Raw genomic sequence first — 13,786 nt, 5'->3', positions numbered from 1 at the left:
GACCCCTCTCGTGGTAACGCTATAATTTAGTGAACAGATGTGGCAGAGCGCTGAGCAAAGCGATTCGCAGGCTCAGCCAAACCGAGATGATCGCGCAGCGTAGTTCCCGCGTAATCGGAGCGGAATAAGCCCCGCCGCTGCAATTCGGGAATGACCAGATCGACGAATTCATCCAGTCCGCCGGGCAAATAAGGCGGCATAATGTTGAAGCCGTCGCAGGCTTTATTCACGAACCATTCTTCCAATTGGTCCGCAATTTGGACCGGCGTTCCAGCGATGGTTCGATGTCCGCGAGCCCCGGTCACCCGGTGGATGAGTTGGCGAATCGTAAGCTGCTCTCTGCGCGCCATATCCAGCAGCAGCTGGTAGCGGCTTTTGCCGCCATTAATCTCGGTGGCATCCGGCAATTCAGGCAGCGGTCCGTCCAGCGGATAACCGGAAAGATCGACTCTCAGGATGTTCTGCACCATCCCCAGCCCAACGGCAGGGAGGACAAGATCCTGAAATTCGGCTTCCTTCGCTTTCGCTTCTTCTTCTGTCGCGCCGATGAAGGGCAGAACGCCAGGCAATATTTTCAGTTCGTCCGGCGAACGTCCATAAGCGGGAAGCTGCCCTTTAAGGGAGGCATAAAAGCTTTGTGCTTCTTCCAGTGTCTGCCAAGCTGTGAATACGACCTCTGCCGTCTGGGCAGCAAAGGCTTGACCCGTCGTGGAAGAACCGGCCTGCACGACAACGGGACGTCCCTGCACTGAACGGTGAACGTTCAAGGGGCCGCGTACGGAAAAATGTTCACCAACATGATTGATCTCATGGACTTTATCCGGATCAGCAAATTGGCCGGTTGCTTTATCGATAACGAGCGCGCCTTCTTCCCAGCTATCCCAGAGAGCGGTTACGACATCAACGAATTCCTTGGCCCGCTCGTAACGGAGGGAGTGATCCAAATGATGGTCGCGCCCGAAGTTTTTGGCGGTATTTTCCATGCTGGTTGTGACAGCATTCCAGCCTGCCCGCCCGCCGCTTAAATGGTCGAGGGAAGCAAATTTACGCGCCACATGAAAGGGCTCGCTGTAGGTCGTCGATACGGTTCCGACCAGTCCGATCTTCTTGGTGACCGAAGCCAGTGCAGATAGCAGGGTCAAAGGTTCCGCCCGGACCGGCAGCGTATACTGGACAGCACGGTTCAGCGGCTCCGGCAGCACGGGGATGTCTTCGATAAAAACGAGATCGAATTTCCCTCGCTCCGCTGTTTGGGCAAATCGCTTGTAGAAATCAAGCTTCAATAGCCCGTCTGTATCTGTCAAAGGATAACGCCAAGCCGCGATATGATGCCCAACGCCAAATATAAAAGCCCCCAAATGAAGCTGTCTTTGCCCATGGTTAGTTCCCATTGATACATTCCCCCAATTCTCAATGCTTACGTATCACTTATCATTTATTACTTAATATCCACTTACGGATTCAGCCTTCTGAAAACGGCTTTGCGGCTTAGACAGCCCTAGATGATCGCGCAAGGTTGTTCCTTCATATTCGGTGCGGAACAGCCCTCTTCGCTGAAGCTCAGGAATGACGAGGTCCACGAATTCCTCCAAGCCTCCCGGCAAATAAGGTGGCATGATATTAAAGCCGTCGCAAGCGCCACCCTTGAACCATTCTTCCAGCTGATCGGCGATTTGGACCGGTGTGCCATAAATGGTGCGGTGACCGCGAGCGCCCGTTACCCGGTACATTAATTGGCGGATCGTCAAGCCTTCCCGGCGCGCCATATCGGAGACGAGCTGGAAGCGGCTTTTACCGCCATTCACTTGCTGCAGCTCCGGGAGATCAGGGAGTGGGCCATCCAGCGGATAGCCGGTCAAATCGACATTCAGCGATGCAGAGAGCATGGATAGCCCGACGGCAGGCAGCACTTGGGATTGGAGCAGCGCTTCCTTCTCACGCGCCTCTTCTTCGGTGGCTCCGATAACCGGGAAAATGCCCGGCATGATGAGGATGTCGTCCGGCGATCTACCGTAAGTGACAGCCAGCTCCTTGACGCTGCGGTAAAAGAGCTGCGCCTCTTCCAGCGTTTGCCAAGCGGTGAAGACAACTTCCGCCGTCTCGGCAGCAAGATGTTTCCCTGTCTCCGATGCTCCCGCTTGAATCACAACGGGTCTGCCTTGCGGTGAGCGCGGCAAGTTCAAAGGACCGCGTACAGCGAAAAATTCGCCGCGATGATTCAACTCATGCACTTTGTTGGGATCAGCGAAAATGCCATTTTCTTTGTCTGCCACAATAGCGTCATCTTCCCAGCTATCCCAGAGGGAGGTGACGACATCAACAAATTCACGTGCTCGTTCATATCTTTTATCATGGGCGAGGTGACGGTCTTGGCTGAAATTATGCGCTTCTTCATCGCGGCCTGAGGTCACGACATTCCACGCTGCGCGCCCTCCGCTCAAGTGATCCAAGCAGGAAAATTCACGCGCCAAATTGTACGGTTCATGGTACGAAGTAGATACAGTAGCCGCTAATCCGATATGTTCCGTAACGCCTGCCAAATAGGAAAGCAGCGTGATGGGTTCAGGCCGAACGGTTACGGTATGCTTGATGTTCGTTTTAAATCGATCCACGACCGCAAGTGTGTCTGCGAGGAAAATCATATCGAATTTGCCGCGCTCCGCTGTCTGGGCAAAATGCTCGTAAAACGCATGCTGCAAAATGCCTTGGGCATCCGTATCCGGATAACGCCAAGACGCCACGTGGTGGCCCACTTGAAATAGAAATGCTCCTAAACGCAGTTGTCTCTGCTCAGGTGTACTCATCTTTCATCCCTCCCGAATAATGTCCTTACATATAAGCGCCCCGAGTATGCAAAAAGGCTCTCACAAGCTAGCCGCTGATGAGCGGTGCTTGGAGAGCCTTTGGTGGACCAATGGGCTGTATGGGTTATTGATTAGTTATGCTAGCACACTAATTCCGATAAAACAAGTGGGTTATATAAGAATTATAGGATTGACTTCCATTTTTTGTAGTGATATGATCCCCTTATATCCAAGTTAAACACTATGAATTAAATCATGTCGACCAGATATCTGGAGACTTCCCACCTTCCCCGTAATGGGGTTCTTATGGGAGTCTCTTTTTTTATATTCGAATAAATGACTAAAGGGGGAAGCTTGATGAGCGTACTATCATTAGATATTGATTTGCCGAGCAAATGGTTTCAGACGCCCCAAGGGCACCGGGTTGAAGCACTTCATAACATTCAATTACAAATTAAAGAAGGTGAATTTATAACCATTATCGGTCCAAGCGGCTGCGGTAAAAGCACACTGCTCAAGATCATCGCCGGGCTGGATACCGAACATAACGGAAAAGTACTGCTCGAACAGAAACAGGTAGAAAAGCCTGGTATTGATAAAGGATTTATTTTTCAGGAGCATCGCTTATTCCCTTGGTTGACCGTCGAAAAGAACATCGCCGCCGATCTTAGTTTGAAAGATCCTGACGTCCGGGCACGCGTAGATCGTCTGATTGAGCTAGTGAGGCTGAAAGGTTTTGAGAAATCGTACCCGAGGGAGCTATCGGGAGGAATGTCGCAGCGCGTTGCCATTGCAAGAGCTTTGCTCAGGAATCCGAAGGTGCTTTTGTTGGATGAGCCGTTTGGGGCCTTGGACGCCTTCACGCGTTCGCACTTGCAAGAGGTTGCGCTCGACATCTGGGAGAAGAACCGGACAACGATGATCCTTGTCACGCATGATATCGATGAAGCTGTGTTTCTGGCTACCCGAGTCGTCGTGATGGATGCGCGTCCGGGCACGATCCGTAATATCATCTCAGTCGATTTGCCCTATCCGCGAAAAAAGACTACCGTCTCGTTCCAAGAGCTGCGCAAACTGGTGCTCAGTGAATTTGAACCTATTGATGAATTAGAGCTGATCGACAGCTCGGGTATTTAACTAAATGAGAATGAAAGTGAGGGAGCAGCGATGAGTCAAGCCGAAGTTATTGTTGCAAAAAATCAGCCCATATCCCGGCCCAAGGCAGCGGAACCACCCGTTTCAACGGAACAGCCGAACCTTTCAAAGCCGCAAAGGAAAGAAGCCAAATGGGAGCTTGTTGTGCGAGGGAGCATTTTGCCGCTGACCGTTCTGATTCTATGGCAGATTTTCGGGTCATTAGGCATCGTTTCCAAAACCCTGCTGCCCACGCCGTATGCGATAGGTCAGGCTTTTTATGATTTACTCATGAGCGGTGAACTTTTCAGGCATGTGAGAATTAGTATTTGGCGTGCGGCTGTCGGCTTTCTGATTGGCGGCAGTTTAGGGCTGGCATTTGGCTTGCTCGTCGGCCTGTTTCGCAAATTCGAGCAGACGCTTGATCCTTCTGTGCAGATGCTGCGGACGATCCCGCATTTGGCCATCACGCCGCTCTTTATTCTCTGGTTTGGATTTGGTGAGTTCTCCAAGGTGCTGCTTATTGCGAAAGGGGCGTTTTTCCCGCTGTATGTGCAGACTTTCCTGGGGATTCGGAACGTGGATTCCAAGCTGTTCGATGTCGCTCGGGTGCTGGAATTCAGTAAGTTTAAACAAATTACGAAATTGGTCCTGCCAGCAGCGCTGCCTAATATTTTGCTTGGCTTACGGCTATCGATCGGCGTTGCTTGGTTAGGTTTAGTAGTAGCTGAACTCATGGGCTCGAGCGAGGGAGTTGGCTATTTGATTTTGGATGCCAGACAGTTCTCGCAGACGGCGATTGTGTTTGTTGGGATTTTGATCTTTGCTTTCGTGGGCAAGGGTTCTGATTCCTTGGTGCGGATTCTGGAAAAGAAACTATTGAAGTGGCGCGATAGCTTTAACGGATAATCGTTTGAAAATCGGGAAAAAAAGAGCCCCAGAGACACCTATCTCAGTCGAAAAGAACCATTTTCGTCAGATAAAAGTCTCTGGAGGCTCTTTTTGGCGTCGGAACCGGCCCGTCTTGGATTTTAGCCGGCCGCCTAATTTCGACAGACAAAATCCAGCTTTTATTTTATGATAGAAGGTGAAATGAAAACGCTTACTCGAATGAGCTTCTACAAATAGATGAGGTGAACAAGTTGTGATGAAGCTGACTTCCAACCTGAAGCTGGAGCATTCCCCCATTTTCAGAAGTTTTCTTGTTTCCTATGTGCTCATCCTGTTTATTCCAATGGTGACGGGGTTCATCTCCTATTATGTTTCTTCGGACATTATTAAGTCCAGTTCGCTTGAAGCAAGCGCAATGATGCTGAACCAAAGTAAAGACGTCTTGGATCGCAGAATGGAAGAGGTCGAAAATATCACAAGACAGCTGTCGTTGGACCAGGAACTGAACTATGTGCTGAACCAGCAAGTGGATGTCGATCACTACGACGTTTATGCACTATGGAAATCATGGCGCAATACGGCGGCTTACAGCTTGACGAACACTTTTCTGGAGGATTTCTACATTTATCTGAACAATTATCATGCTATTTTTACGCCATCCGGTGTGTATGTACGCCCTGATGATTACTTCGACCTGTACCATTACGAGGATGTAGATCCGGTCCAGTGGAAGCAGAGTCTGCTCGGTAATATTCATCGCAGGGAAACGCTGCCGTCAAAGCCGTTTATCGGTAATGGGAAGAAAAGCAACGTAATTACCTATTTGCAGTCAATTCCGTTCGATAGCTTTCAGCATTCGCTCGGTACGGCCGTGATTTTAATTGATGAAAATGAAATCGCCAAAATGCTGGAACGCATTCCGCAGCAGTATGGAGGCTGGGCCTATATCAGCGATAAGGACGGTCATCCGATTGCCAGAGTCGGCATTGATGATGCCCAAATTCGAGCGATGAATATCCCGCAGATGATCGGTCAACAACCTGGGAACATCGTCGAAGGCGAAACGCTGCTTATCTCCTCGAAGTCAACCTATAACGGTTGGGTATATGTTGTCGGCTTACCCAAAAGCGTCGTTTTGAAGCAGTCGGTATTCATTGCCAAAGTAACTTGGACGATCACGATTTCAACGTTATTGTTAGGGATTATTGCGGCCTTATTATTTGCCTACAGGAACAGTGCGCCCATCAATCGGATCGTTTCGGTTTTCCGGGAGCAAATTGGCCAAGGCGGGTACAAAGGGAAAAATGCGTTCGATTTTCTGCAAGGGAATATTTCCGACTTATTAGCCAGTCAGCGTTCTTTGGAAGAGGAGCTGAAGCGCCAGCTGCCTTTGTTAGAAGATGCTTTTGTAAAGCGGCTATTGAAAGGGGAATTTGATTCTCTGCAGGAAGTCCAGACATTAATGCACTCCCTGCCAAGCATGAATTTGAAAAATGAAACCGGCCATGTAGCGATCATTCGGATTAACGGTTATAGCGGTTTGGTCAGTCAGGAAATTATTCACGAGCTGAATGCGGCAAGGCTTTTGATCAAAAAATGTCTCGTTGATTTGAGCCATGTTTTTCAACTCAATGTAACGGATATCGATTCGGATAAAATCGCCATGCTGATGACGCTGAAGGAAGAGGACGCTGAATTGGAAGGGGAGGACATGACGGCTAATTTGTCTGGATTGTTTGAACAACTGAGAGAATATGTGAAAGAGGAGTACCGAATTCAAATGACGGTGGCCATTGGCGGCAGCTTCCAGTCCCTTTCCGACAGCAGTCGCTCCTTTGAGGAAGCGAGGGGTGCGCTTGATTATTCGGTTTTTATGGAAGAGGCGGAAACGATCTGGTACCGGGATGTGATCAAGGAATCAACGAGCTACTACTACCCGATTGATATGGAGCTGCGGATGCTGAATGCGGTCAAGATCGGCGAGCTGCAAGAGGTTCATCGCATTTTTGAGCAGCTGCTGGCACAGAACTTCACAGAACGGCAGCTATCGGCGGAGATGGTTCAGCAATTATTCGGCGAGTTAAAAGGGACGTTCTTTAAGCTGCTGCAGCATAGTCCCTTCACGGATCAGGCTGTTTCGCAAGGGCTGAAAGCGCGGATTGAGCATTTGCAGCTCTCCGCCAGTCTCGATCGTTTCCGCAATGACATTCTTGAACTGCTCGAAGCGTTCTGCAGTAGAGTGCTTAAGAAAAAAGAGGATAGTACGGGGGAAATGATCAACAAAATTGTGGATTTCCTCGATCAACATTACTCAGATGCTGATTTGAATCTGTATAAGATATCGGTTGACGTCGAGCTGCCGGAGAAGTATATTTCCCAGTTATTTAAGGATCACACCGGTGAAAATTTATCGGACTATGTAGAGAAAATACGGATTAAGAAAGCAACGGATCTTCTGTTTAACAGCCAACATACGATTGATGAAATTTCGCACTATGTCGGCTATAATAGCGCGCATGCGTTCCGGCGAGCTTTCAAGCGCGTATCAGGCGTTTCCCCCAGCTTTTACCGAAAAACGGTCAATTAAGGCGGTTTTTGCATAGACGTACCCTTGTGATAGAAGTGTACCTATACAGGAGGTCCGTTTTGTGATTAAGTGGGGGAGTTCATGATTTTATTCGTAAAAAGGAGCTGTTAACTTTGAAATTACGTTATCAAAGCTACGCCAAAGCATGGACGGAAGCGCTTCCTATCGGGAACGGCCGACTCGGGGCCATGGTTTTCGGCGATCCGGAAGTTGAGCATTTGCAGCTGAATGAAGATACGCTTTGGTCAGGCCGTGGGCCTGTTGACGGAAACAATCCGAATGCGAAGCATGTTCTGGCGGAAGTTCGCGAACTCCTTGCAGAAGGTCGCTACGAGGAAGCGGACAAAAAGAGCAAGGGGATGATGGGGCCATATAACCAATCCTATATGCCGCTTGGCGATCTTTATTTGAAATTTCTCCACGGGGGCGTGGTTCGCGCCTATGAGCGCAATTTGGATTTGACGAATGCCATCACCAGGGTGGAGTATCGCATTGGGGAAATCGTGTATAAACGCGAAATGTTCGCTTCATATCCGGATCAAGTCATTGTAATTCGTCTTGAAGCAAGCGCTCCAGGTGCTTTGAATTTCACAGCTCGGCTGGATAGCCCTCATCCGTATCGAACAATTCAGTCGGTCGAGCATCTATTTTTGCAAGGCATCTGCCCGGAGCATGTCGATCCTAACTATTACAACCGGGATGAGCCTGTCCTGTACGGGGATCCTGAGACAACGGAGGCCATACGCTTTGAAGGGCGACTTGGCGTTCGTCTGGAAGATGGCGCTGCTACCCTTGATCATGATGGCTTGCATATTAGAAAAGCCAGTGCTGTAACGCTAATCTTCAGCGCGGAAACCAGCTTTCAAGGATACGATAAACCTCCTGCGAGGGAGATTGGCGATATGTCCGCCACGAATGAGGTACGCCTGGAGCAGGCGCTCAGCAAATCCTATGAGCAATTACGGCAAGCTCACATTCAGGATTACACGACGCTCTTTAATCGTGTAGAGCTGAACCTTGGCGCTTCTGAGGCGCCTGAGGGGATGCCAACGGACCGGCGAATTAAGCAGTATGGGGCGAAGGATGCCGGACTCGTCGAGCTGCTGTTTCAATATGGCAGGTATTTGCTGATTGCAAGCTCACGCGCCGGATCGCAGCCAGCCAATCTCCAGGGCATATGGAACAAAGAATTGAGACCGCCATGGAGCAGTAATTTGACGTTGAACATTAATGCGGAGATGAACTATTGGCTTGCAGAAACGTGTAATTTATCAGAATGCCATGAACCTTTGCTCGGCTATATACAGAACTTGTCCACCAATGGGCGGAAAACGGCTGAAACGAATTATGGCTGCCGTGGCTGGGTGGCGCATCATAACGGAGACATCTGGTGCCAGTCAGCGCCTGTCGGGGATTATGGACAAGGTGATCCGGTATGGGCGCTGTGGCCGATGTCGGGGGCATGGCTTAGCCAGCATCTTTGGGAGCATTATGCGTTCACCAAGGATGAGACCTATTTGCGTGAGCACGCTTATCCGATCATGAGAGAAGCAGCGCTATTCTGTCTGGATTGGCTTCATACGGACGAAAGCGGTCATTTGATCACTTCGCCTTCCACCTCGCCGGAGCACAAGTTTGTGACGGCAGATGGGCAGAAGGCTGGTGTGAGCCAGGCAACGACGATGGATATGTCGTTAATTTGGGATTTGTTTACGAATAGCATCGAGGCTGTCGATGTGCTGAAGCGAGCGGAGGATGAGTCCCTTAGAAACGAGATAGCGGCAGCTTTAGAGAAGTTGAAGCCGATGCAGATCGGCAAGCACGGCCAGCTGCAGGAATGGTCGGTGGATTGGGAGGATGAGGATGTCCACCATCGTCATGTGTCGCACTTGTTCGGTGTATACCCTGGACGTCAATTGACGGAGCAGGGAACGCCGGAGTTGTATCAGGCTGCGCGAAATTCCTTGGAGCGGCGCGGGGATGGCGGCACAGGGTGGAGCTTGGCTTGGAAAATCTGCTTATGGGCACGTTTCCAGGACGGAAACCGCACGCTGCAGTTGATTTCCAATCTGCTTCAGCTGGTGGAGGAAGACGCTACGAACTATCATCGTGGTGGTGTTTATGCCAACTTGTTCGATGCGCATCCGCCTTTCCAAATTGACGGCAACTTCGGTTTCACCGCCGGTGTGGCGGAAATGCTCGTCCAATCGCATGCCGGCGAGATTGCCTTGCTGCCTGCTTTGCCAGACGCATGGCCGAATGGCTATGTGAAGGGCCTTCGAGCAAGAGGAGCGATAGGCGTTAGTCTCTCTTGGGAGAGCGGCGCTCTGAAGGAAGCAGAGGTCGAAGCGCAAGTAGGTGGCAGCTGCCGCATTCGCACCAAGGAGACTTTGCTCACGGTCGAATCCGAAGGCAAGCCAGTACCTTTTGAACGTGTGATGGAGGGGGTCATCCGTTTTGATACGGAGGCAGGTCGAACGTACAAGCTGCGCAGTGTATAAAGGCTACTAACAGAACGGCGGGTTCCATCAGGACCTGCCGTTTGGCATTTCTTCTGAGAATTGTACCTCTCAAATGCAAGTGTACCCTTTCTATTTTTGGCGGATGTACGCATCATTTTGAGGTGTACCTTTACGCTGCTGGGGGAAATGTGGTCTTGTATAGATAGAAAGCGCTACCAAACAGGAGGGATTGATCTGGATACCGTATCCGTCAGAGAAACACGCGCTCCCAGTGTGACCAAGAAGAAGTCCAGGCTGTGGATGGAGGCGAGCAAGAGCTTTCGGAAGCACTGGCAGTTCTACTTACTTATTATACCTGCTGTTCTGTACTTCCTTATCTTTAAGTACATTCCGATGGTGAACGCCGTCATCGCCTTCAAGGATTACAGCGTCGTCAAAGGGATTTGGCACAGCCCCTGGGCCGGGCTCAAGCATTTCCATCTCTTCTTCAATAACCCGCAATTTTGGGTGTTGATCAAAAACACGCTGTTCCTTAGTTTATATCAGATCGCAATTGGATTTCCCGTTCCGATTTTACTCGCTTTGGCGCTAAATGAAATCCGGAACGGCTTCTTCAAAAGAGCCGTGCAGCTCGTCACTTACGCGCCTTACTTCATTTCAACCGTTGTCATGGTTTCCATGATTATGCTGCTTCTCTCCCCGAGATTAGGCGTGATCAATATCATTTTGCAAAGCTTTGGCATAGAATCGATTAACTTTCTTGGCATCCCTAGCATGTTCCGTAGTGTTTACGTATGGTCTGATGTATGGCAAGGCGCAGGGTACTCAGCCGTGATTTATTTGGCCGCATTGGCCGGGGTGGACCCATCGCTGTACGAAGCGGCTAAAGTGGATGGAGCTTCTCGATTTCAGAAAATCATCCATATTGATATACCTGGCATTATGCCCACAGCCGTCATCATTTTGATATTAAGTGTGGGTAACATCATGTCCGTCGGATTTGAAAAAATTTATTTGCTGCAAAATCCGCTGAATCTCGAAACCGCTGAGATTATCGCTACTTATGTCTATAAAATCGGGCTGTTGAATGCAAATTTCAGCTTCGCAACGGCAGTTGGTTTGTTCAATTCGGTTGTTAATTTGATTCTACTTTTGCTGGTTAATGCGATAGCCAAAAGAATTTCTAGTACAAGTCTCTGGTAAAAAGAAAGGAGAGGACCCGCCAAATGATCAAGATGGGGCGTCGCATTCGTGAATCGACGGGGGACCGGCTGTTCCTGACGGGTGTGTATCTATTTCTGGGGATCGCACTGATCGTCGTTCTTTATCCGCTAGTCTTCATTGTCAGCTCATCCTTAAGCAGCCCGCTCGCCGTTTCATCCGGAAGGGTGTGGTTATGGCCCGTGGACCTGACATTCGTGGGATACAAGGTTGTATTAAGCAATCCGCAGGTGCTGCAGGGCTATGGAAACTCGTTATTCTATGCGTTCTTCGGCACATTAATCAGCGTTACGTTAACGATTGTTTTGGCTTATCCGCTGTCGCGAAGGACCTTTTTTGGGCGCAGCGCGCTGATGATGTTCATTACCTTTACGATGCTTTTCTCCGGCGGTCTGATTCCGACGTATTTGGTCGTCAAACAGCTGGGACTGCTCGATACGAGGTGGGCGCTGCTTATCCCGCAAGCCATTTGGGTATGGCAAATCATTATTGCCAGGACGTTTTTCCAGTCTTCCATACCGGAAGAATTGGCGGAAGCAAGTGAAATGGATGGTTGCAGCGATTTCCGTTTTCTGTGGAGCGTTGTGCTTCCTTTGTCCAAACCGATCATCGCTGTGCTGATATTGATGTATGCCATCGGGCAGTGGAACGCTTACTTTGATGCTTTAATCTATTTGAAAACACAAAGTTTATACCCGTTGCAGTTAATCCTTCGCGGTATTCTAATTCTCAATTCGGCGGCGTCAGGCAATATTGATGCGGCAGAGCAGCTGAGAAGGCAGCAGTTTGCTGATTTGACCAAATACTCGCTTATTGTCATAGCAAGCTTACCTGTTTTGGTCATTTATCCTTTTGTGCAGCGGTATTTCGTCAAAGGGATGCTGATTGGCTCTGTAAAAGGATAAGAGACACCTAAGAGAGGTGGTGGTGCGGCTCGGTATTACAGGAGAAGGAGTTTGAAAGCTTGGATAAAACACATGCAGGGGTTACCATTTGACAACGAAAGGGAGAGGGCGCATTTGAAAAAAACAGTTTCAACCTTATGGATAATGCTGCTTACGATCAGCTTGGTTCTCACAGCTTGTACATCCCCAACTGCTTCTGATACCAGTACACCAGGCGCAACGGGCGCAGCAAAACCAGCGGAGGGCACGGGCGCTCCGGTTCCAATTAAGATCTTTGCTCAACAGGACGCGAATGTCGATCTGGCGACAAACAGTTTTTCCAAATTGGCGGAGCAAAAATTCAACATTAAATTCTCATGGCAGACCGTTCCTTTCGATGGTGCGGCTGAGAAAAGACAAATCTCACTGGCCAGCGGCGATTACCCGGATCTGTACATGCTGATTCCATGGGTGGATAAATTTTCACAGACCGATATTCTTCGTTACTCGCAGCAGGGCGTGATTCTTCCGCTGGACGATCTCATTAAACAATATGCACCAAATGTACAAAAGGCTTTGGATAAATACCCTTACTTTAAGGCGATGAACACAGCTCCCGATGGCAAAATATATGGGTTAACGCAACTGGTAGAATGTTATCACTGCTCGTATCCGAATAAAATGTGGATCAATTCGTCCTGGCTGAAAAAGCTGAATCTGACGATGCCCAAAACACTGGATGAATATAAGCAAGTTTTGGAGGCTTTTAAAACAAAGGACCCGAACGGCAACGGCAAAGCCGACGAAGTGCCGCTAAGCGGATCTATTGAGGACTATGGGGTTCACATCATCCCTTATTTCATGAACGGTTTTATCTATGACGACGATCGCACCTACCTCTTGCTGAACAATGGCAAAGTGGATGTAGCAGCGAATAAAGATGAATGGAAGCAGGGCTTGCAGTTCGTGAAGTCCATGTATGACGCCGGCTTAATTGATAAAGGAGCATTTACGCAAAATGCAACCGCCTACAAGAAGATTGGCGACAATGCGGATGCGCAAATTCTAGGCGCCGGTGCCGCTATGCACCCGTACATTTTTGTTACGGGCGGATCGGATAATTCCAAAACGTATGATCCAGTTCCACCGCTGACAGGACCGAATGGGGCGTTTGCCACTTATAATTACCCGAGCGATCCGGGCGCGACTTTCGTACTTACGAATAAAGCAAGCAAGGAAGCGCAAATCGCCGCTATTAAATTAGTCGACTACATGTTTACGCAGGAAGGCCAGATCCGCGGTCATTTCGGCGAAGAAGGGAAAGACTGGCGGAAACCGAAGGATGGGGATTCTCCTGTTGAGAAATCAGCGACTCCGCTTCTGGCTACGATTCCAACGCCGACAGGGGAAACTCCGCACAACTCGTCTTGGGGTGCGATGGCGCAATATTTCCAACCGAAAGAGTTCCGGGACAGCTGGGTAGCCGCTACGGATATCTATGACACAACAGGCTATGAGCGCAGATTGCAAGAAGCTACGCATCTGTATGACGGCAAGCAGCCAAAAGATGTATTCCCGCATTGGGCGATCTGGATCGATCCGTCAACAGCTGACGAAGCCGCTATGTTGAAGACGAATATTAAAAACTACATTGATCAGAACTCGCTGCAGTTCGTCACCGGCGCCAAGGATTTGAACAAGGATTGGGATGCCTATGTAGCTGGTTTGAATAAATTGAACCTCAAACGTTACACGGAAATCATGCAGCAATCCTACGATAAGTCATTCAAAAAATAACGCAGG

The 13,786-nt window shown here is 49.4% G+C and carries 9 protein-coding genes; 7 read left to right on the top strand and 2 right to left on the bottom strand.

Annotation, left to right across the window (positions count from 1 at the left end; translation table 11 throughout):
- Positions 1–26: 26 nt before the first annotated feature.
- Together GON05_RS25895 and GON05_RS25890 are read right to left on the bottom strand one after the other, a co-directional pair.
- A complete protein-coding gene (locus GON05_RS25895; protein ID WP_157323115.1) occupies positions 27–1,391 on the bottom strand; it encodes an LLM class flavin-dependent oxidoreductase in 1,365 nt (454 codons plus the stop codon).
- Between the two features lie 51 nt (positions 1,392–1,442).
- A complete protein-coding gene (locus tag GON05_RS25890; protein WP_157323113.1) occupies positions 1,443–2,804 on the bottom strand; it encodes an LLM class flavin-dependent oxidoreductase in 1,362 nt (453 codons plus the stop codon).
- Between the two features lie 357 nt (positions 2,805–3,161).
- Here GON05_RS25890 and GON05_RS25885 point away from each other — a divergent pair, with 357 nt between their 5' ends.
- The 7 genes from GON05_RS25885 to GON05_RS25855 all read left to right on the top strand — a co-directional run bounded on the left by GON05_RS25885 (position 3,162) and on the right by GON05_RS25855 (position 13,780).
- The gene (locus tag GON05_RS25885) at positions 3,162–3,941 is read left to right on the top strand and encodes an ABC transporter ATP-binding protein (protein ID WP_157323111.1); all 780 of its coding nucleotides are present in this window, start codon (positions 3,162–3,164) and stop codon (positions 3,939–3,941) included.
- A gap of 30 nt (positions 3,942–3,971) precedes the next feature.
- A complete protein-coding gene (locus GON05_RS25880; protein ID WP_157323109.1) occupies positions 3,972–4,847 on the top strand; it encodes an ABC transporter permease in 876 nt (291 codons plus the stop codon).
- Between the two features lie 238 nt (positions 4,848–5,085).
- Positions 5,086–7,416 carry a helix-turn-helix domain-containing protein gene (locus GON05_RS25875; RefSeq protein ID WP_246239472.1) on the top strand — a complete coding sequence of 777 codons (2,331 nt, stop codon included), beginning with the start codon at positions 5,086–5,088 and terminating at the stop codon, positions 7,414–7,416.
- A 113-nt stretch (positions 7,417–7,529) separates the two neighbouring features.
- Complete coding sequence (locus GON05_RS25870; protein WP_157323105.1) at positions 7,530–9,917, top strand: glycoside hydrolase family 95 protein; 2,388 nt, start codon at positions 7,530–7,532, stop codon at positions 9,915–9,917.
- Positions 9,918–10,226: 309 nt separating this feature from the next.
- Positions 10,227–11,081 (top strand): ABC transporter permease, encoded by an 855-nt coding sequence (locus tag GON05_RS25865; RefSeq protein WP_127456771.1) that lies wholly within the window; start codon positions 10,227–10,229, stop codon positions 11,079–11,081.
- A gap of 23 nt (positions 11,082–11,104) precedes the next feature.
- Positions 11,105–12,004 (top strand): carbohydrate ABC transporter permease, encoded by a 900-nt coding sequence (locus GON05_RS25860; protein ID WP_127456723.1) that lies wholly within the window; start codon positions 11,105–11,107, stop codon positions 12,002–12,004.
- A gap of 114 nt (positions 12,005–12,118) precedes the next feature.
- Positions 12,119–13,780 (top strand): type 2 periplasmic-binding domain-containing protein, encoded by a 1,662-nt coding sequence (locus GON05_RS25855; RefSeq protein ID WP_157323103.1) that lies wholly within the window; start codon positions 12,119–12,121, stop codon positions 13,778–13,780.
- Positions 13,781–13,786 lie beyond the last annotated feature (6 nt).

The sequence above is a fragment of the Paenibacillus anseongensis genome (assembly GCF_009757995.1).
GTDB lineage: Bacteria > Bacillota > Bacilli > Paenibacillales > NBRC-103111 > Paenibacillus_E > Paenibacillus_E chondroitinus.
This window is presented reverse-complemented; position numbering and strand designations above follow the sequence as displayed.

Excerpts from the sequence above, each read along its gene's own strand:
- GON05_RS25895 (WP_157323115.1), bottom strand. The coding sequence starts at position 1,391 with ATGGGAACTAACCATGGGCAAAGACAGCTTCATTTGGGGGCTTTTATA.
- GON05_RS25890 (WP_157323113.1), bottom strand. The coding sequence starts at position 2,804 with ATGAGTACACCTGAGCAGAGACAACTGCGTTTAGGAGCATTTCTATTT.
- GON05_RS25885 (WP_157323111.1), top strand. The coding sequence starts at position 3,162 with ATGAGCGTACTATCATTAGATATTGATTTGCCGAGCAAATGGTTTCAG.
- GON05_RS25880 (WP_157323109.1), top strand. The coding sequence starts at position 3,972 with ATGAGTCAAGCCGAAGTTATTGTTGCAAAAAATCAGCCCATATCCCGG.
- GON05_RS25875 (WP_246239472.1), top strand. The coding sequence starts at position 5,086 with ATGAAGCTGACTTCCAACCTGAAGCTGGAGCATTCCCCCATTTTCAGA.
- GON05_RS25860 (WP_127456723.1), top strand. The coding sequence starts at position 11,105 with ATGATCAAGATGGGGCGTCGCATTCGTGAATCGACGGGGGACCGGCTG.